Source organism: Azonexus hydrophilus DSM 23864 (assembly GCF_000429605.1).
Classification (GTDB): domain Bacteria; phylum Pseudomonadota; class Gammaproteobacteria; order Burkholderiales; family Rhodocyclaceae; genus Azonexus; species Azonexus hydrophilus.
In genome coordinates this window covers 418,355-436,848 of sequence record NZ_KE386925.1, presented here as the reverse complement: position 1 = coordinate 436,848, position 18,494 = coordinate 418,355, and the positions used below count along the sequence as shown (strand labels likewise).

Annotated in this window: 15 protein-coding genes and 1 tRNA gene; 12 read left to right on the top strand and 4 right to left on the bottom strand. The window is 60.6% G+C overall.

Annotated elements, in window-relative coordinates:
• From G471_RS0113425 to rpoS, 3 genes are read left to right on the top strand one after another with little or no spacing between them, the layout of a single operon-like run.
• Nucleotides 1-657 (top strand): protein-L-isoaspartate(D-aspartate) O-methyltransferase, encoded by a 657-nt coding sequence (locus tag G471_RS0113425; protein WP_088177983.1) that lies wholly within the window; start codon nucleotides 1-3, stop codon nucleotides 655-657.
• Nucleotides 654-1,562: a peptidoglycan DD-metalloendopeptidase family protein gene (locus tag G471_RS0113420; protein ID WP_028995795.1), complete on the top strand. Its 909-nt coding sequence runs from the start codon at nucleotides 654-656 to the stop codon at nucleotides 1,560-1,562. The genes G471_RS0113425 and G471_RS0113420 overlap by 4 nt, the downstream gene beginning before the upstream one ends.
• Nucleotides 1,559-2,500 carry an RNA polymerase sigma factor RpoS gene (rpoS, locus tag G471_RS0113415; RefSeq protein ID WP_028995794.1) on the top strand — a complete coding sequence of 314 codons (942 nt, stop codon included), beginning with the start codon at nucleotides 1,559-1,561 and terminating at the stop codon, nucleotides 2,498-2,500. Before G471_RS0113420 ends, rpoS begins: the two co-directional genes overlap by 4 nt.
• On the opposite strand, the gene mltB is transcribed toward rpoS, so the two are convergent.
• From mltB to G471_RS0113395, 4 genes are read right to left on the bottom strand one after another with little or no spacing between them, the layout of a single operon-like run.
• A complete protein-coding gene (gene mltB / locus G471_RS17715; RefSeq protein WP_081700274.1) occupies nucleotides 2,497-3,501 on the bottom strand; it encodes a lytic murein transglycosylase B in 1,005 nt (334 codons plus the stop codon). The genes rpoS and mltB overlap by 4 nt on opposite strands.
• Nucleotides 3,498-5,441 carry a transglutaminase TgpA family protein gene (locus G471_RS0113405; RefSeq protein ID WP_028995793.1) on the bottom strand — a complete coding sequence of 648 codons (1,944 nt, stop codon included), beginning with the start codon at nucleotides 5,439-5,441 and terminating at the stop codon, nucleotides 3,498-3,500. The genes mltB and G471_RS0113405 overlap by 4 nt, the downstream gene beginning before the upstream one ends.
• A complete protein-coding gene (locus G471_RS0113400; RefSeq protein WP_028995792.1) occupies nucleotides 5,438-6,391 on the bottom strand; it encodes a DUF58 domain-containing protein in 954 nt (317 codons plus the stop codon). Before G471_RS0113400 ends, G471_RS0113405 begins: the two co-directional genes overlap by 4 nt.
• Nucleotides 6,392-6,396: 5 nt before the next feature.
• Nucleotides 6,397-7,344 carry an AAA family ATPase gene (locus tag G471_RS0113395; protein ID WP_051295492.1) on the bottom strand — a complete coding sequence of 316 codons (948 nt, stop codon included), beginning with the start codon at nucleotides 7,342-7,344 and terminating at the stop codon, nucleotides 6,397-6,399.
• A gap of 123 nt (nucleotides 7,345-7,467) precedes the next feature.
• Between G471_RS0113395 and G471_RS0113390 the strand changes: the two genes are divergently transcribed.
• The 9 genes from G471_RS0113390 (at nucleotide 7,468) to G471_RS0113350 (ending at nucleotide 18,486) form a co-directional block, all read left to right on the top strand.
• Nucleotides 7,468-8,394, top strand: a complete 927-nt coding sequence (locus tag G471_RS0113390) for a histone deacetylase family protein (protein ID WP_028995790.1) — start codon at nucleotides 7,468-7,470, stop codon at nucleotides 8,392-8,394.
• Between the two features lie 85 nt (nucleotides 8,395-8,479).
• Complete coding sequence (locus tag G471_RS0113385) at nucleotides 8,480-9,700, top strand: aspartate kinase (protein ID WP_028995789.1); 1,221 nt, start codon at nucleotides 8,480-8,482, stop codon at nucleotides 9,698-9,700.
• Nucleotides 9,701-9,757: 57 nt separating this feature from the next.
• A tRNA-Ser gene (locus tag G471_RS0113380) sits at nucleotides 9,758-9,850 on the top strand.
• A gap of 131 nt (nucleotides 9,851-9,981) precedes the next feature.
• A complete protein-coding gene (locus G471_RS18430; RefSeq protein ID WP_051295491.1) occupies nucleotides 9,982-12,573 on the top strand; it encodes a hybrid sensor histidine kinase/response regulator in 2,592 nt (863 codons plus the stop codon).
• A gap of 247 nt (nucleotides 12,574-12,820) precedes the next feature.
• Nucleotides 12,821-14,194 carry an outer membrane beta-barrel protein gene (locus G471_RS0113370; RefSeq protein ID WP_081700273.1) on the top strand — a complete coding sequence of 458 codons (1,374 nt, stop codon included), beginning with the start codon at nucleotides 12,821-12,823 and terminating at the stop codon, nucleotides 14,192-14,194.
• A 21-nt stretch (nucleotides 14,195-14,215) separates the two neighbouring features.
• Complete coding sequence (locus G471_RS18885) at nucleotides 14,216-14,818, top strand: polysaccharide biosynthesis/export family protein (RefSeq protein ID WP_081700272.1); 603 nt, start codon at nucleotides 14,216-14,218, stop codon at nucleotides 14,816-14,818.
• A 125-nt stretch (nucleotides 14,819-14,943) separates the two neighbouring features.
• Complete coding sequence (locus G471_RS17700) at nucleotides 14,944-17,091, top strand: GumC family protein (protein WP_051295490.1); 2,148 nt, start codon at nucleotides 14,944-14,946, stop codon at nucleotides 17,089-17,091.
• 28 nt (nucleotides 17,092-17,119) lie between these two features.
• Nucleotides 17,120-17,845, top strand: a complete 726-nt coding sequence (locus G471_RS0113355; protein WP_028995786.1) for a tyrosine-protein phosphatase — start codon at nucleotides 17,120-17,122, stop codon at nucleotides 17,843-17,845.
• Nucleotides 17,836-18,486: a hypothetical protein gene (locus G471_RS0113350; protein WP_028995785.1), complete on the top strand. Its 651-nt coding sequence runs from the start codon at nucleotides 17,836-17,838 to the stop codon at nucleotides 18,484-18,486. Before G471_RS0113355 ends, G471_RS0113350 begins: the two co-directional genes overlap by 10 nt.
• Nucleotides 18,487-18,494: the final 8 nt, after the last annotated feature.

Here is an 18,494-nt window from a genome sequence, read left to right as displayed (position 1 = left end):
ATGCACGGTTTGCAAGGTATCGGCATGACCTCGCAGCGCACGCGTGTGCGCATGGTTGAGCGCCTGCGCGAGAAGGGCATCCGCAACGAGCAGGTGCTGGCGGCAATGGCTGCCGTGCCCCGCCACGTTTTTGTCGAGGAAGCCCTGGCCTCGCGGGCTTACGAGGATACGGCGCTGCCACTGGGCATGGGGCAGACAATTTCCCAACCCTATATCGTTGCCCGCATGATCGAGTTGTTGCTCAACGCTCGTCCCGGGCTCGGCAAGACGCTTGAAGTCGGTGCCGGTTGCGGTTACCAGGCAGCGGTGCTCGGGCAGTTGAGCAAGGAAGTCTATGCCGTCGAGCGGATTGCGCCCCTGCTCGAGAAAGCCAAAGCCAACATGCGTACGCTGCAGCAGTTCAATGTCCGTCTGAAGCACGCCGACGGGCATTGGGGTCTGCCTGAAGCGGCGCCATTCGATAGCATCATCGTCGCTGCTGCCGGCGCCTCCATTCCGCCCGAGTTGCTCAAGCAACTGGCGCCGGGTGGGCGCATGGTCTTGCCTGTCGGGGGGCAGGCGCAGTATCTTTGCCTTGTCGAACACACACCGACCGGCTTCACGGAAACGCGGCTGGACCCTGTCCGCTTCGTTCCCCTGCTACCAGGAACCCAATGACCCGATTCCTCGCCCCCCTTGCTGTCGTATTTTTTCTTGCCGCCTGTACGCAGGCGCCTGCGCCAACCGTCGATCGCACTCCGACCGCCCAGGCCAGAGTTGCTGGTGCGGGTGAGTATGCCGTCAAACGTGGCGACACCCTGTACCGGATTGCCCGTGAAAACGGCATGGATCACAACGAACTGGCGGCGATCAACAACATTTCCGATCCGACGACCCTGCGCGAGGGCCAGATTCTTCGCCTGACCCGTCCTGCCGGCCAGACGGCGGAAGTCGCGCCGGTGGCCAGCCCGATCGGTATCGGTAGCGGGGTCGAAGCCCGCCCCCTCGATGCGCCTGCGCCGGTGACGCAGAGCGGCGTCCTGCGTGAGCCGCGCGGTGGCAAGGAAGCCTATTCCGACGAGGCGCATGCCCGCCTGAATTCGACTCCGGCAAGTGCGCCGGCGACGCCGCCTGCAGCGCCCGCCGCGCCGACGCCGCCTGTGGCCACGGAGCCTGCGCCGACACCGGCTGCGGCGGCCCAGACGGCTCAGGTGGACGGGATTACCTGGGCGTGGCCGAGTTCGGCGAAGATCCAGGCGCCTTACAACGGCACCACCAACAAGGGCATCGATTTCGCCGGTCGCGTGGGCGATCCCGTGCTGGCTGCCGCCGACGGGCAGGTGCTGTATGTCGGCGAGGCCCTTGCCGGTTACGGCAAGCTGGTCATCGTCAAGCATGGCGCCAACCACCTTTCGGTGTATGCCCATAACAATCGCATCCTGGTCAAGGAAGGCCAGTCGGTGAAGCTGGGGCAGAAAATCGCCGAAATGGGCAGTACCGGTACCTCCGGTGTCAAACTGCATTTCGAGATCCGCAAACAGGGCAAGCCGGTCGATCCGGGTCCCTTCCTGCCGGGTCGATGAGTCTGGACGAAGCGGGCGAGGAGCAGAACGGCGACGAGCTACCGCTCGCCGCCGACGGTGAGACGCTGTTCCCGCTGGCCGCCGAAACGGCTTTGGCCGAAGCCAGTCTGCTGGAGGACGTCACCCAGATCTACCTCAACGAGATCGGTGCCCGCCCGCTGCTGACACCGGAGGAGGAACTGGCAACCGCGCGGCTGGTGCGGGCCGGTGACTTCGCCGCCCGGCAGAAAATGATCGAGCACAACCTGCGGCTGGTGGTGAATATCGCCAAGCACTATCTCAATCGCGGGATACCCTTGCTCGATCTGATCGAGGAAGGGAACCTCGGCCTGATCCATGCGCTGGAAAAATTCGATCCGGAACGCGGTTTCCGTTTTTCGACCTACGCGACCTGGTGGGTACGTCAGGGCATCGAGCGCAGCATCATGAATCACTCGCGGACCATCCGGCTGCCGGTGCATGTGGTCAAGGAAATCAACCTCGTCCTGCGTGCCATGCGCCACCTGGAATCGGCCGATAGCCGCGAGTCGACGGTGGAGAAGGTGGCCTTGCTGCTCGACCGGCCGGCCGAGGAAGTGCGCCGCATCCTGTCGCTGAACGAGCATATCGCCTCGCTCGACGCGCCGCTCGACATCGATCCCAATCACACCATGGCCGAGTTCATCCCGGATGATTCCGGCGACGATCCGGAAAGCCTGCTGCAGTCCAGCGAAGTCGGTTCACTGCTGGCTTCATGGCTGGACGAACTGAGCGAACGCCAGCGCCAGATCATCGAGCGCCGCTATGGTCTGAACGGCTGCGAGATTGCCACGCTCGATGCCATCGCCGGCGATCTCGGGCTGACCCGGGAGCGGGTGCGCCAGATTCAGCTCGAAGGGCTGGACCGGCTGCGCAAGATCATCCGGCGCGGCAACATCACCCGCGATTCGCTGCTTTAGCGCATGGCCTCGCGGATGGGCGGCGGCATCGCCCGACGGATTTCCTCGGCCAGCTGGAACACCGACATGGCGTAGAAACTCGAGCGGTTGTAGCGGGTGATCACGTAGAAATTCTCGAAACCCAGCCAGTATTCCGTGGCTTGTCCGGGGCTGACCAGATCGACCAGCGTCACCGTCGATTCGGGGGCTGCCGTGGCCACGATGCCGCGCTCGAACAGGTCGGCGACGCGCAGGCTGGGGCGGATGCCGGCTTCGAGCAGCGACTGATCCGGCGTGCCCGGTAGTCGGGCCGGCACGGCAACCGGTTGTCCGGCTTGCCAGCCGTGCTGTTCCAGGAAGCGGGCGACGCTGCCGATGGCGTCGGCGACGCTGTTGCTCAGGTCGACGCGCTGGTCGCCATCGAAATCGACGGCATAGCGGCGCTGGCTGCCCGGCATGAATTGCGGAATGCCGATGGCGCCGGCGAAGGAGCCCTTGACGGCAAGCGGGTCGAGGCCGTTCTCGCGGGTCATCAGCAGGAATTGTTCGAGTTCGCTGCGGAAGAACTCGGCCCGGCGCGGGTATTGAAAGGCCAGCGTGGCGAGTGCCTCAAGCACACCGAAACCGCCGGTATTGCTGCCATAGACCGTTTCGACGCCGATGATGGCAACGATCACTTCTTCCGGCACGCCGTAGAGGGCGCGGGCGCGCGCCAGCGTCAGCGCATTCTCCTGCCAGAAGCGCACGCCGCCAGCGATGCGCTGGGCGTTGACGAAGCGCGGGCGGTAGCGTTCCCAGGAGCGCTGGGTCGGCGAACTCGGCGGGGCAATCAGTTGCAGGACGCGTTCGTTGGTCCGGATGGCGGAAAACTGTTCAAGCAGCCTGCTGGCATCGAAGCCTTGGCGCTGGGCGAGATCGTTGGCGAAAGCCGCCGCTTCGGGGAGGTCGGCGATGCTGCCGGGCGCGGCGACGGCAAACTGCGTGGTCAGGGTAAAAGCCAGGGCGGCCAGGGTCTTGCTCAAGCGATTCTCCGTCTGGGAAGTCGTTTCACGGCGGCGGCGAGGGCGGCCAGCGAGTTAGGGTTGTCCGGGGCGTAGCGGGCCAGCATGAAATGCCGGACCACCGGGTCGAAACGTGCTGCCAGCGCCGGGTCTGCGGCACGCAGGCGGGCGGCGAAGGCCAGGGGCGTTTCACCCGGCGCGCAGTGTATACCGATTCGTCGCTGGGCACGATGCCAGAGGCGTATTTCCGGCGCCGGGCGTATCCGTTGGCGCAGGCTCCAGGCAGTCACCAGGGCCAGAATGAGGGCACAGGCCAGTCCCAGGGCGATGACCAGTTGACGCCAGTCGACCGCAAAGCCGAGACGCGACAGCAGGTCGCGTTGGCGTTGCGTGTCATAACCCAGGATATGCTGGTTCCAGGCGTTGTTCAGCGCTTCCCAGCGATGGCGCAGGTCGTGCAGCCAGTCGCCGTGACGCAGCAGGAAGGCGGGCAGGGGTTCGCCGGCCGGCAGGGCATCGACGATGCCGCGCTCGATACGTTCCGGGGCCACCGCGGCGGTCGGGTCGACGCGTATCCAGCCGCGTTGTTCCAGCCAGACTTCGGCCCAGGCATGGGCTTCCGACTGGCGGACGACTAGATAGCCGTCGCGCGGGTTCAGCTCGCCGCCCTGGTAGCCGGTGACCACCCGGGCCGGGATGCCGGCGTTACGCATCAGGACGACGAAGGCGGCGGCGTAGTGTTCGCAAAAGCCGCGCCGGGTGCGGAACAGGAAGTCGTCGATGCCATCGCGTCCGAGCAGGGGCGGCTGCAGGGTGTAATGGAAGGGTTCTTCGCGGAAATGGCGGAGTGCCAGCGCGATCACTTCGGCCGGATCATTCGCTTGCGCCTGCCAGTTGCGGGCGAGTTCCCGGGTTTGCGGATTGTTGTTGGCGGGCAGGCGCAGGTTGTCGCTCAGGCTGAGCGGCGATTCCGCAGTGTTGAGACGATAGGCCGGGCTTGAGCTCAGGCGCAGGCGCTGGCGCTTCTCCACCGGGCGGGGAGCCAGTGCGGACAGGCGTCCGTCGAGGTTGGCGCCAGCGGGTAGGGTGACCGGGGCGTCGAGAGCGAGCAGCCAGCGCTGGCCGTGCGCTTCCAGCGTCATTTCGTAGGCGATGCGCGGGCCGAGTTCCTCGATACGCTCGGGATTGGCCGGCCGGGTCGACTGGCGCCAGGTGCGCCCATCGAAACTCTCCAGTACCGGACCTCGCCAGTAAAGTTGCTGGCGTGCCGGTAGAGCCTCGTCGAAGCGGACGCGGAAAGCGATTTCGCCGCTGCGCACGAGATTGGCAATGTTGCCTGGGGCCATGCTGTCTGAAAGACCCGTCTGGCCGGTAAAGGCATCGGCGGGCAGGCCCCAGAGCGGACCGTTGATCCGCGGGAACAGCAGGTAGAGCACGAGCATGAATGGCAGAGCCTGAGCCAGCAGGCTGCCGGCCTGGAACAGGTTTTCCCTGGGCGGCATGGTCGCTGCCTGCAGTCGCACCAGCGCAGCGGTGACTACCCAGAGCGCGAACAGTAGCCACAGTCCGGTGGGGATGTCCTGGCTATGGAAGTAGTGCGTCAGCAGCAGGAAGTAGCCGAGCATGACGATCACTGTGGCGTCTCGTCGGCTGCGCAATTCGAGCAGTTTCATCGCCATGAACAGGACCAGCGTGGCGACGCCGGCTTCGCGTCCGAGCAGGGTGCGGAAATCGGCAAGGATGGCGGCGATGCCGGCGACGACCAGGGCCAGCAGGATCCAGCGACCGGGTAAGCGACGATCCTCTCGCCACAACAGAAAGGCCCAGGCGAACAGCAGGCCGCCCAGGGCACTCAGCCACCAGGGTTGCTGCAGCGTGTGCGGCAAGGTGGTGACCAGCGCTGCGGCGAACAGCCAGGGCGTCTGCTCGCGGCTCAGCGGATCGGGCTGGCTGCGTTTCATGTCCGGAACAGGGCCAGGGCTTCCAGGCAGCGCTGGCGGTGGGCCGCGCCGTTGCCGGCCGGAATGCTGACCCCGGGCAGGCTCAGGCTGAAAGGGATGCGTCCCTGGTCGGCGGCGAGCACCCAGCCGGTGAGCACGGACAAGCGCGTTTCATCGTCGACGGTCGGGTCGGTGGCCGACCAGGCGAGCTCGAGCTGGCTATCGCTGCCGCCGGCGAATTGCTTGACCAGCAAAGGTCGCGAACCGTCGTCACGGGCACTGGCCTTCCAGGCTACATGACGCAGCGAATCGGTGGTCTGTCGTTCGCGAAAGCCGGCGAAGTCTTCCTGCCCGCCGCTGCCGTTGCCGCTACCCTGCGCAGCCCACAGACCATCGGGCAGGGCTTGCGGCAGCGGCTTGGGGTAGACCAGGCAGCGCATGCCTGGCTGCAGATAACTCCAGGCGGTGAACAGGCCAAGCGGATAACGGGTACTCAGGCGCGTGCGCGGCAGGGGTAGCCAGCCGCGTCGATGGGCATGGACCGGGACGCCGACGCTGGCCTGATTGCCGCCACCGACACTGCTGCTGGCGCTCAGTCCTTTTTCGGCTTCAAGCATCAGGCCGTAGCGCGATCCCGGGCGATCGTTGTCGAGCAGTAGCTTGAATTCGGCCGTTTCGCCAGCGAAAACCGGGGCGCAGCGGCCGGGCGTGATGCGCAGGCCATGAAGGTTGCGAAAGGTGTGCACCATGCCGACCAGACCGAGTCCAGCCAGCAGGAAGACCAGGGCGTGACCGAGTGCCAGGTTGTAGTTGATCGCCGCGAGCAGCATGACGAGCAGGGTCAGGGCAAACAGCAGGCCGGCGCGCGACGGCAGGATGAAGATGCGGCGCCGGTCGAGTGTGACCGGCGTCAGCCCGTCATCCGGGTTGCCGAACAGGCGTTGCTGCAGTTCCCTGAGGTTCAGCCGCACGAGGGTCAGGGAATGGCAACGGTGGCCAGCAGGGCATCGATTTCTGCCCGGCTGGCGAGTGTGCCGCCTTGGGCACCGTGCAGGCGGTGGCGGGCGACCGGGGCAAAGACGGCCTGAACGTCGTCGGGCAGGACCATGTCGCGGCCGGCCAGCCAGGCCCAGGCGCGGGCGGCCGAGAGCAGTGCCAGACCAGCGCGGGGCGACAGTCCATGGCGGAAGCCGGCGTGGTTGCGAGTGGCTTCGATCAGCGCCTGGACATAATCGATCAGCGCCGGTGAGACGTGCAGGGCCGCGACTTCGGCCTGAAGTTGTGGCAACTGTTCCGGAGTCAGCAGGCTGGCCAGCTGGTCACTGGCCTGGCGGCGACTGCCGGCGGCGAGCAGGGCGCGTTCGGCATCGCGGCCCGGGTAACCCAGTTCGATGCGCATCAGGAAGCGGTCGAGCTGGGATTCGGGGAGCGGGAAAGTGCCGATCTGGTCAGCCGGATTTTGCGTGGCGATGACGAAGAAAGGGCTGGGCAGCGCCCGTGTTTCGCCCTCGATGCTGACCTGGCCTTCTTCCATGGCTTCGAGCAGGGCGCTCTGAGTCTTCGGCGTGGCGCGGTTGATCTCGTCGGCGAGCAGCAGTTGGGAGAACACCGGCCCGGGAATGAAGCGGAAGCTGCCGTGTTCGCGATCGAAGATCGAGACGCCGGTGATGTCGGCGGGCAGCAGGTCGGCGGTGAACTGGACGCGGGCGAATTGCAGGCCGAGCAGGCGGGCCAGGGTGTGGGCCAGGGTGGTTTTGCCCAGGCCGGGCAGGTCTTCGATCAACAGGTGACCACCGGCCAGCAAACAGGCCGCGGCCAGGCGGACTTCGGCTGGTTTGCCGAGGATGACCTGGTTGGCGGCGTCGAGTATCGGGGTGAAGGCGTGGGGCCGTCCGCCGAGTATGGGTGTATTTTTGCTGCTCATGCAGGATTTCCGTGGGGGGCTGCGGGACACTCCATTCTAATGCTTGAAGCGCCCGCGCAAATAAGACGATAATGACCCTTCGACGAGCGCCATTCGCGGCGCCGCATCGCAGAGAGAGAACAAGTGACGACCACTGCCTTCATCACCCATCGCGACTGCCAGTTGCATGACATGGGGACGCATCACCCGGAATGCCCGCAACGCCTCACTGCCATCAACGATCACCTGATCGCCCAGGGCATCGATGCCTATTTCGTTTATTACGACGCGCCGCTGGCGACTTTCGAGCAATTGTTGCGCGTCCATCCGGCCTCGCATCTGGAACGGATCAAGCGCGCTTCGCCGGAAATGGGGATCGTGCACCTCGATCCCGATACCGCGATGAATCCGCATACCTGGCAGGCGGCCTTGCGCGCGGCCGGTGCCGGTTGCATGGGGGTCGATCTGGTGATGAGCGGCGAATGCGAGAACGCTTTCTGCGCCGTTCGCCCGCCCGGTCACCACGCTGAAAAAGCGACGCCGATGGGCTTCTGCTTCTTCAACAACATCGGCGTTGCCGCCATGCATGCGATCAAGGTGCATGGACTGGAGCGCGTCGCCATCATCGACTTCGACGTGCATCACGGCAACGGTACCGAGGATTGCTTCGCCGGTAACGATAAAGTGCTGATGTGCAGCATTTTCCAGCATCCCTTCTATCCCTATTCGGGGGCCGACAAACCAGCTGCCAACATGTGCAACGTGCCGCTGGCTTCCGGTTGCGGTGGCGAGGAGTTCCGCGATGCGGTGCTGCAGGTGTGGACGCCACGGCTCAAGGAATTCAAGCCGCAGATGATCTTCATCTCGGCGGGGTTCGATGGTCACTACGAGGACGACATGGGCGGCCTCAAGCTGCTCGAGCGGGATTTCGCCTGGTGCACCGAGCACCTGAAGAAACTTGCTGCCGAAATGTGCGACAAGCGCATCGTCTCGATGCTCGAAGGCGGTTATGTGATGACCTCGCTGGCCCGGAGTGTCGGCGCGCATCTGCGTGTTCTGGCCGATCTCTGACGGCGTCTTCCTTTTGTAAAAAGGCGGGCTGGGGTAAAATCCGGCCCTCTTTTTTCATGTTTCCAACGTTTTTACGGATGAATCCATGGCGTTGATTGTTCAGAAATACGGCGGCACTTCGGTCGCCAACCCGGAGCGCATCAAGAATGTCGCCCGGCGTGTTGCCCGTTTCCGTGCGGAAGGCCACCAGGTCGTGGTCGTCGTCTCGGCGATGAGTGGTGAAACCAACAAGCTGATTGCGCTGGCCAAGGAAATGCAGGCCACGCCGGATCCGCGCGAACTCGACGCCGTGGTCTGTACCGGCGAGCAGGTCACCACCGGCCTGCTGGCCATGGGCCTGAAAGCCATCGGGGTCGATGCCAAGAGCTACACGGGTGCCCAGGTCAAGGTTCTGACCGACAGCACCTTCACCAAAGCGCGAATTCTGTCGATTGACGAAGCCAACATCCGCCGCGATCTCGACGCTGGCAAGGTGGTCATCGTCGCCGGCTTCCAGGGCGTCGATGCCGACGGCAACATCACCACGCTCGGCCGTGGCGGTTCGGATACCTCGGGCGTGGCCCTGGCGGCGGCCCTGAAGGCCGACGAGTGCCAGATCTACACCGACGTCGATGGCGTCTACACGACCGATCCGCGTGTCGTGCCGGAAGCGAAGAAGCTCGATACCATCACCTTCGAGGAAATGCTGGAAATGGCCAGCCTCGGCTCCAAGGTGCTGCAGATCCGCTCGGTCGAATTCGCCGGCAAGTACAAGGTCAAACTGCGCGTGCTGTCCAGCTTCCAGGATGAAGGCGAGGGCACGCTGATTACTGTTGAGGAAGACAAGAACATGGAACAACCGATCATTTCCGGTATCGCCTTCAATCGCGACGAAGCCAAGCTGACCATGCTCGGCGTTCCCGATACCCCGGGTATTGCCTACCAGATCCTCGGCTCGATCGCCGACGCCAACATCGACGTCGACATGATCATCCAGAACGTCGGTCACGACGGCACCACCGACTTCTCGTTCACGGTCAACCGCGGCGACTATGCCAAGGCCCAGGGCATCCTGGAAACCGTCAAGCAGAAGCTGGGCGCCCGTGAAGTGACCGGCGACAACAAGATCTGCAAGGTCTCCGCTGTTGGCGTCGGCATGCGTTCGCACCCGGGCGTTGCTTCGAAGATGTTCAAGGCCCTGGCCGACGAAGGCATCAACATCCAGATGATTTCCACCTCCGAAATCAAGATTTCCGTCGTCATCGACGAGAAGTATCTGGAACTGGCCGTGCGCGTCCTGCATCGCACCTTCGGTCTGGATCAGTAAACGTTTGACCAAAGGGCGCGGAGACTATATCATCCGCGCCTCGTTGCAAGACGGTTAGGAGACGTGGCCGAGTGGTCGAAGGCACACCCCTGCTAAGGGTGCATCCGGGCAAAACCTGGATCGAGGGTTCGAATCCCTCCGTCTCCGCCAAGCAACAAGAGAACCCCTGAAATTCAGGGGTTTTTCTTTTTTTGTGTCCCCGATTCGGCGGCTACTGCTGCGACGAAAATGCAATAATCCAATCTCCCTGTTACTCATCGGGTAAATCCCGGGATCGTTGCATGTTGTTCTCCTCTCACCCCGTAACGCGTTCGGGGTTTTCGCATCCTGTTTCCAGGTTCCAGGCATGGCTGGTCGTCAGCGTCTTGCTGCTCAATGCGGTGATGGCGACGATTGGTTTTCAGAGTCTTCAGGCGAGTCGTGAGCGCGTCTTCAGCGAGGTCCAGACGAATACAGCGAATTTGGCAGCCTTGCTGGAGTTGGGGGCGGCGGATTCGATCCGGCGTATTGATCTTGGCTTGCTGAGTATCGTCGATGTGCTCGAATCGCAGGCTTCGCTCGGTGGATTGTCGGATGAGGCAATCGAACACCTCCTGCAGTTGCATCTGGCACGACACCCGGCTGTTGATGCATTTCGCGTGAGTCAACGCGATGGGGTGTTGAACTGGGGAAAAGGGGTTGATCCTGCATCGCCGGTTTCCGTCGTTGATCGGCCTTTTTTTTCCGAGCACCGGGCTGCGCCAGGTGCCGCTCTGATTGTTGCAGAACCGGTAATGGGGCGGGTGTCAAAAATCTGGGTGGTGGCGTTTACGCGTTCCTATCGTGATGCACAAGGGGAATTTGCGGGCGTAGTGACTGCTGCTGTGACGCTCGATCATTTCACCCGTTTGCTGTCACCTTTGAGTTTGGGCAAGAACGGGGTGGCAGAGATTCGTCATCGCAGTGAAGCATTGCTGACACGTTATCCTCCGATTGACGGGCGTCATGGAGAGCCTGGTTCGGTTGGTGTTTCTCCTGGCCTGCAGGCCTTGCTTGATGCCAAGGTGGAAGCCGGATTTTTCAGAGGTGCTGGCGAAGACGGTGTGCAGCGCATTCACGCTTTCCGGACAATTCGCGATACGCCGTTCATGTTGACTGTCGCGATGGCGCCTGTTGATTTTCTGACTGATTGGCAGCGGGAGGTTCGTCATACCGTGGCCTTGTTGCTGATGTTCTTTCTGGCAACGCTATGTGCTGCATGGATGTTACGCCGGTATTGGGGGCAGATTCGCAATCAGGGCTTGTTCATGCAGACACTCGTCGAGAGTTTGCCGGTTCCTTTTTTCTACAAGGATGCAGAAGGTCGCTATCTGGGATGTAATCAGGCATTCGAACGTCTGTTGGGAAAGACGCGCGAGGAAATCATCGGCAAATCGGTATTCGATATGGCGCCGGTCGAAATCGCCCAGCGCTACCATGAGATGGATGCAGCCTTGTTCGAACATCCGGGAACTCAGACTTACGATTGGGTGATTCAACAGCCCGAAGGGCTGCGGCATGTGATTTTTCACAAAGCGACTTTTCTTCATGCCAATGGCAGCATCGCCGGCTTGATCGGGGGTATCACGGATGTTACGGAGTTGAAGCAGGTGCAACAGGAGTTGCAGTTGCATCGTGACAATCTGGAAGCGCTTGTGGCTGAGCGGACGGAGCAGTTGAAGGATGCCAAGGAAGCTGCCGAGGCAGCAAGTCGGGCAAAGAGTGCCTTCCTGGCAAACATGAGCCATGAATTGCGGACGCCGATGAACGGGATCATGGGGATGATCGATCTGGTCTGGCGACGGACCGGCGATTCCAAAGCACGTTCGCAATTGCTCAAGGCCAAGCAGTCTTCCCAGCATTTGCTCGCCTTGATCAACGATATTCTCGATATCTCGAAGATCGAAGCGCAGCGGATGACCTTGGAGTTGTCGCCATTTCGTTTGCAGGATGTGATTGACAACATGGATGGTGTACTTGCGCACCGGGCTGAGGAAAAGAACTTGCGCCTATTGGTGGCGCCTTTGCCGCACACCATTCCGGATTATCTTTTGGGAGATCCGCTCCGTCTCGGTCAGGTGCTGATCAATCTGGTCGGCAACGCAGTCAAGTTCACGAATTTCGGGTCGGTGTCGGTGCGCTTTGATGTTACTGATGAATCTACCGCAGACATTTTGTTGCGTTGCGAAGTTATCGATACCGGGGTTGGCGTAAGGCCTGAGGACGTCGATCGTCTGTTCCAATCCTTCGAGCAGGCCGATAGTTCAACGACTCGCCGTTACGGTGGGACCGGGCTTGGTCTGGCGATCAGTCGTCGTCTGGTGGAGTTGATGGAGGGCAGGATGGGCGTGGAGAGCCAGTTTGGGTCTGGTAGCACGTTCTGGTTTGAAGTACGTCTGCAAAAGTATCAGGTGTTGTCCGGGGTGGCGGCGGGCAGTACGCTGAATGAACTGCCGGAACTTCAGTTGCGCAGGGAATTTACGGGGACGAGGGTGTTGCTGGTTGAGGATGAGCCGATCAACAGCGAGGTTTCATGTTGTCTGCTGGAAGAGGTGGGTTTGGTCGTCGATCTGGCCGTGGACGGTTTGCAGGCAGTGGAGATGGCGCGCCAAAACTGTTATTCGGCGATATTGATGGATATGCAGATGCCGAACCTCAACGGTGTCGATGCGACTCGGGCAATCCGGGCTGATTCGCTCAACCAGCGTACGCCGATCCTGGCGATGACGGCGAATGCCTACGAAGAGGATCGTCAGGCCTGCTTTGCCGCAGGTATGAACGAGCACCTGTCCAAGCCGATTCACCCCGAGCAGCTTTTCGCGGGCTTGCTGAAGTGGCTTGGCAAAACTGTCTGAGGAAGGCTTGTCGGCTTCCCCGGTCTCTTCCATGTTGTAAGTGTGCTGAAAAAAATATACCAAAAATATTATCAGTGTTCGATATTCATCTGTTTGTGTGAGTCCATCTCGTAAAACGCTGTTTTTTGGTGGTTTTGCGGTGCACCATCATGTGGACTCGTCTATGTCGCCGGGTTATCATTATGTCGGTGCGCCATGTTTATGACATGGCCGGGTGGATAACAAGTGGAGGTGTATCTTGCACACGATGGAAACGCGTTCTGCAATCGGACTCATTCTCGCGCTGGGAATGTTGGGTAATGTCATGGCGGCTGACGCAGCATCTGGCTCTGCAGCGCCAGCGGAAGCCGAAGTGCCGTCGCTGAATGTGCCAACAGTCCGGACGCCGGTTATCGGGGGAGATGCCTCGGTCGGTGCTGGTCAGCGCTCGGCCAGTGCCGGTTATGAACTCTCGGGTTCGGGTATCGGCAGTGCCAGCACGCCGGAGCAAGGTGCCATTCTGACCAATGCGGGCAAGGGGCGTCCGATCCGTTTCCAGAACGGGATTTTTGTCTATCCAGCAGCAAGCCTGGCGATCGGTCACAACGACAATGTCGGCGGTACTGCGACCAATGAAAAATCATCGAGCGTCGTTATTCTTAGGCCGGAAGTGGTCGCCGAGATGAAGCGTAGCGGCGACCGCTATACCTTCAGTTACGCCGGTAACTATGGACACTACGCCGCTTCGTCGGATGATGATTTCCAACATCATGATATCTGGCTTGCTGGCGACAATTACTTCACGACCCGTGCTCGTCTTGGCTGGGGAGTGGGTTACCAGTGGCGTTCCGATGCGCGTGGTTCGACGGATCGCGTCAGCAGCAGTTCTCCCGATGAATGGCATGCGCCGGTGGCTCGTTTGGTCGGTATTTATGGCGCGCCAGGGGCAGTCGGGCGCCTAGAACTGGAGTCTTCGTGGATGCAGAAACGCTACACGAATAATCGCGCTTTTACGCAGGATTCCGACGTCGATATGCTGATGCTTTCCGGGCGTTTCTTCTATCGCGTGATGCCCAAGACTTCGCTGGTTTTCGAAGCGCGTAATACCCGCAGTGATTACGTTTCAGCCACCTCGACCAGTGACAATGATTATCTCAAGTTGCTGATCGGCGCGACCTGGGATATGACGGCGAAAACGACCGGGATGATCAAGCTCGGGCGTGCCTACAAGAATTACGACGATGCATCACGTCGTGATCCTTCCGCGGCAACGTGGGAGGCCGGTGTGACCTGGGCGCCGCTGACCTATTCCGAATTCAGTCTGCAATCGGCGCAGGATATTGCCGATTCGAGCAGCGGCGCCGGTAACTACTACATCAACAATCGTAGCCATTCCCTGAGTTGGAACCACAAATGGGCGAGCTACATATCCTCCAGTGTCAATGCTGGTGTGGTTCGTTCGAACTACAATGGAATTGCCCGCGACGATACGACCAAGAATTTCGGCATCGGTTTCTATCGTGAGCTTGGTTACAACTTCCGCGCTGGCCTTAACTGGAATCGCACCAAACGTGACTCCACTGTGAACGTCAATGATTTCCAGCGTGACGTGTTCATGTTGACGCTCGAAGCTGTCCTGTAACCAAGGGGGAATGTGCCGGTGATGTTGTTTCGTTGGTTGATAGCACTCGTTTTTTCCTTTGGCGTGGCTCATGCCTATGCCCAGACCAACCCGGAGAGCGAATCGGTTCCGTCCTTGACATCCGAGGCGCCGTTGGCTGTTCAGGCGGCGATTACTGGCCTGTCAAACTATCGTTTGTCATCTGGCGATGTGCTGACTGTCCGGGTGCTGGGTGAAGAAGATCTGAGCAAGGAAAAGGTTCGCTTGACCGATGCTGGTACCGTTTCGTTGCCGGCTATCGGCGAAGTGCGGGCCTTTGGCCTGACTATCGGAGAGCTGGAACGCACTGTCGAGGATGCCTTGCGCGGCCGTTATCTGGTGAATCCCAAGGTCTCTGTCAGTATTGACGAATACCGCCCTTTCTACATCAACGGCATGGTCGAGAAGCCTGGTGGTTATCCTTATCAGCCGGGTTTGACGATACGCAAGGCAGCCTCGCTGGCTGGCGGATTTCGCGAACGGGCTTCCCTGACCAAAATCTACATCATCCGTGAACGCGACGTTACCCAGCGTTCGCAGCGCGTCGACCTGAATACCCTTGTTTTCCCTGGCGACATTGTCACGGTTGACGAGAGCTTTTTCTGATCTTCTGACTTTCCATATTAGTTTTGACGCAAGTGAGCGCCATGTCTCAATCTCCAGTAGCAGATTCCGAAAACCACAAGCCCCTTTTCCTCCACGACCCAGAGGATAGGGAAGAAAAACTGGAGTTGCTCGAATATTGGCGCAGCATTCTCAAGCGCAAGAAGCAGATCATTGGCTTTGGGCTGGTTGTTGCCTTGCTTGCCGTCGTGATCGTTCTGGTCATGACGCCGGTTTACCGTTCTACGGCAACTGTTCTGATTGAAGCAAACAAGTCCAAGCTGTTGTCGATCGAGGATGTCTATTCCGGTATTTCGCAGAACCGCGAGCATTTCCAGACCCAGGTGGAGATCATCAAGTCGCGTGAAGTGGCGATCAGGACAATCGAGAAACTCAAATTGTGGGAACACGAGGAATTCGATCCTCGCGCGAAAGAGGGGTCCCTACTGGCCAGTATTGGCTTCAGTGACGAGCCTAAGGAGTGGACCGACAAATTGCTTGCCGAGGCAGTTTACGAGAGTTTCTCCAGCAAGCTGACAGTAGAACCGATCCGGCTCAGTCAGTTGGCCAAGGTTAGTTTCGACTCCAGCGATGCGGCCTTGGCCGCACGGGTGGCCAATGTGACGGCCGAGGTGTACATCGAGACCGATCTGGAGGCTCGTTTCAAGTTGACGCGCCAGGCCAGTGGCTGGTTGCAGGATCAGTTGAGCGATCTGCGCAAGAAACTCAACGATTCTGAAAAGGCTTTGCAGGAATTCCGCGAGCGCGAGGGTATTGTCGATCTCAAGAGCGTTACCCAGAGCGGCGCCGGGCGGCAGATCGAGGAAGTCATGGGGCGTCTGGTTGAAGCCCGCATGAAGCGCGCCGAGGCCGAGGGAGCCTACCAGCAGATCCGTTCGGCGCCCAAAGGTAGTGATTTGAGCAGCTTGCCGGCGGTATTGCGCAATCCTATCGTGGCCGATGCCAAGCGGGCCGAGGGTATTGCTGAACGCAAACTGTCGGAAGTCAGTCAGCGTTACGGCAAGGAGCATCCCCGTTACGTTCAGGCTGAAAGCGAACTGGAGTCGGCTCGGGATAACCTGCGTCGTCAGGTCGATTCGATTGTCGCCAGCGTGATTCGCGAGTACGAGGTGGCGCGCGGTACGGAAAGTACCCTGGAGGGGGTACTGAATTCGGCCAAGGGTTCTGTTCAGGTGCTGAATCGCAAGGAAGGTGAGTTGAGCATTTACGAGCGTGAGGTCGAGGCCAATCGTCAGATGTACGACATGTTCATCAAGCGGACCAAGGAAACCAACGTCACCGGTGACTTGCAGACGCCGATTGCCCGCGTGGTCGATCCGGCGGTTATCGCTGACAAGCCGATCAAGCCGAAGAAAACCCAGATTGTCGTGATTGCCTTTGTGCTGGGTTTGTTCCTGGGCGTGCTTGCTGCACTCTTGCGTGACCGTCTCGACAATACCCTGAAGACAACGGAAGACGTCGAGGCGCGTTTGAAGCAGCCGATTCTTACCACGCTGCCCCTGCTTAGCAAGGAAGAGGTGCAGCGAACCAAGACGGCACGAATTTTCCTCGATCAGCCAAAATCCATCTATGCCGAAGCCATCCGGACAGCTCGCACCGGCGTGCTGCTGTCGGGCATTGATTTGCCGCGGCGCACGCTCCTGGTGACTTCCAGCGTGCCGGGTGAAGGCAAGACGACCTTCTCGATCAACCTGGCGATGGCGCATGCCCACACCAAGAAGACCCTGCTGATCGACGCCGACATGCGCCGTCCGGCGGTTTCCAAGGGGCTGGAGATTCCGGTCGGGGCCAAGGGTTTGTCGAATTTCGTGGCCGGTTCGGCGACCTTGCAGGAATGCCTGCAATCCGTCGAAGGCTCGAGCCTGATGTTGATGCCGTCCGGCAGCATTCCGCCCAATCCGCTCGAATTACTGTTGTCGCAGCGCTTCAAGGAAACACTTGAGCATCTGGGCAAGCATTTCGAGGTGATCATCATCGATTCGCCGCCGGTGGAACTGGTTTCCGACGCGCTGGTGATTGCTGCGCTGACCAATGGAACGATCTACGTCAGCAAGGCCGAGTCGACGCCCTATCAGGTTGCGCGCAAGGGTATCCAGCGGATTCGCCGTGCAGATGGCCAGATCCTCGGCGTGGTACTCAACCAGTTCGACATGGCCAAAGCCGGCAAATACTATGGTGACTACAGTGGTTACGGTTACCAGGGGTATCAGGGAGGTTACGGCGTGACCTATGGCGAAGAAAGCGGCAAGGCCTGATGCATCCTGCTTTCGGGCAGTTCCCGGCATGATCGATCTGCATTCGCACTTGCTCCCCGGCGTGGATGACGGTGCGCAAACGCTGGAGGAGGGCCTGGCGCTGGCACGACTGGCGGTCGATGATGGCATCAAGGTCTCGGTGGTGACGCCACATGTTCATCCTGGTCGCTATGAAAATTTCCGGACCGCGTTGTTGCCGCGCCTGACTGCTTTCCAGGAAGCACTGGTGGCAGCCGGAATTCCCTTGCAATTGCGTTTGGGCGGGGAGGTTCGCCTCGGTGTCGAGTCGCTCGAGTTGCTACTGGACGGTGAAATTCCCTTCCTGGGCGAAATTGATGGTTATCGCGTGATGCTGCTCGAGTTTCCCCATCAGTCGATTCCCGTCGGTAGCCAGCAGTTCATCGAGAAACTCGGGCAACTGAAGGTTCGCCCATTGCTGGCGCATCCGGAACGGAACAAGGCCATCATGGCCCAGCCTGATCGTCTGCTCGGTCTGCTTGAAGCCGGATGCTGGCTGCAACTGACTGCGGGATCGATTGCCGGGCGTTTTGGTGAAGCATCGCAGCAAGTGGCCAGGCGCATTCTTGAAAATGGCTGGGCGCACGTGATCGCCACGGATGCACATAATCTTCAACATCGCCCGCCGCGCTTGCGCGAGGGGTTTCTGGCGGCAGCTGATATCGTTGGCGAATCTGCCGCCTGGAAAATGGTTAGTCAGCGACCGGCGGAAATTCTGGGATTGCCATGCAATTGACGGCAAGGCGCGGCCATTTTCTGGCTTTTCTTGCGCTGTTGCTGATATTCGGCAGCGTTTCCGCGTATACCGCACTAAGACACGCAGCCGGTGACCTGGCCAGCCTCAAGGCGCGTTCGCAAATCGAACGCTGGCAGCGGGACGCTCGTCTGAAGCCGCAGATCCGGGATATCGGGCAGGCGCGCAATGCCTTGGTCAAGGCCATCGAGCGTACGCCGGACGATCCTGGGCTCCATGAGAATCTGGCTTATCTATACGGTTTGCGTGCGCTCATGGCGAGGAGTCTGCCCGAGCTAGAACATGCCATGCTCGACGAAGTATTGACGCATTCCCGTATGGCCGGCGCGCGCCGACCGATGGCGCCGTATGCGTGGGCCAACATTGCCATGGCATTGCACAGGAAGAGCGAAGATCCCGTAGCCATGTGGGCGGCACTTGACCGGGCATTGGCCTACGGTCGCCGTGAAGGCGGCGTTCAAATCCGGGTTGCCGGCATCATTCTGGCCCGATGGGATGAGGCGGGGATCGAGCGCCAGACCGATCTGCGCAACATGCTGCTCAACAGCCGCGGACGCGCTGCCAAACAGTTGCGCCAGATGCTTGATTCGGCAGGTCGTCAGGATTTGTTGCCGCAAGGCTGAGCGGCGAT

Coding starts and splice junctions, on each gene's coding strand:
- G471_RS0113425 (WP_088177983.1), top strand. CDS start 1: ATGCACGGTTTGCAAGGTATCGGCATGACCTCGCAGCGCACGCGTGTG.
- G471_RS0113420 (WP_028995795.1), top strand. CDS start 654: ATGACCCGATTCCTCGCCCCCCTTGCTGTCGTATTTTTTCTTGCCGCC.
- rpoS (WP_028995794.1), top strand. CDS start 1,559: ATGAGTCTGGACGAAGCGGGCGAGGAGCAGAACGGCGACGAGCTACCG.
- G471_RS0113405 (WP_028995793.1), bottom strand. CDS start 5,441: ATGAAACGCAGCCAGCCCGATCCGCTGAGCCGCGAGCAGACGCCCTGG.
- G471_RS0113395 (WP_051295492.1), bottom strand. CDS start 7,344: ATGAGCAGCAAAAATACACCCATACTCGGCGGACGGCCCCACGCCTTC.
- G471_RS0113385 (WP_028995789.1), top strand. CDS start 8,480: ATGGCGTTGATTGTTCAGAAATACGGCGGCACTTCGGTCGCCAACCCG.
- G471_RS18430 (WP_051295491.1), top strand. CDS start 9,982: ATGTTGTTCTCCTCTCACCCCGTAACGCGTTCGGGGTTTTCGCATCCT.
- G471_RS0113370 (WP_081700273.1), top strand. CDS start 12,821: ATGGAAACGCGTTCTGCAATCGGACTCATTCTCGCGCTGGGAATGTTG.
- G471_RS18885 (WP_081700272.1), top strand. CDS start 14,216: ATGTTGTTTCGTTGGTTGATAGCACTCGTTTTTTCCTTTGGCGTGGCT.
- G471_RS0113355 (WP_028995786.1), top strand. CDS start 17,120: ATGATCGATCTGCATTCGCACTTGCTCCCCGGCGTGGATGACGGTGCG.
- G471_RS0113350 (WP_028995785.1), top strand. CDS start 17,836: ATGCAATTGACGGCAAGGCGCGGCCATTTTCTGGCTTTTCTTGCGCTG.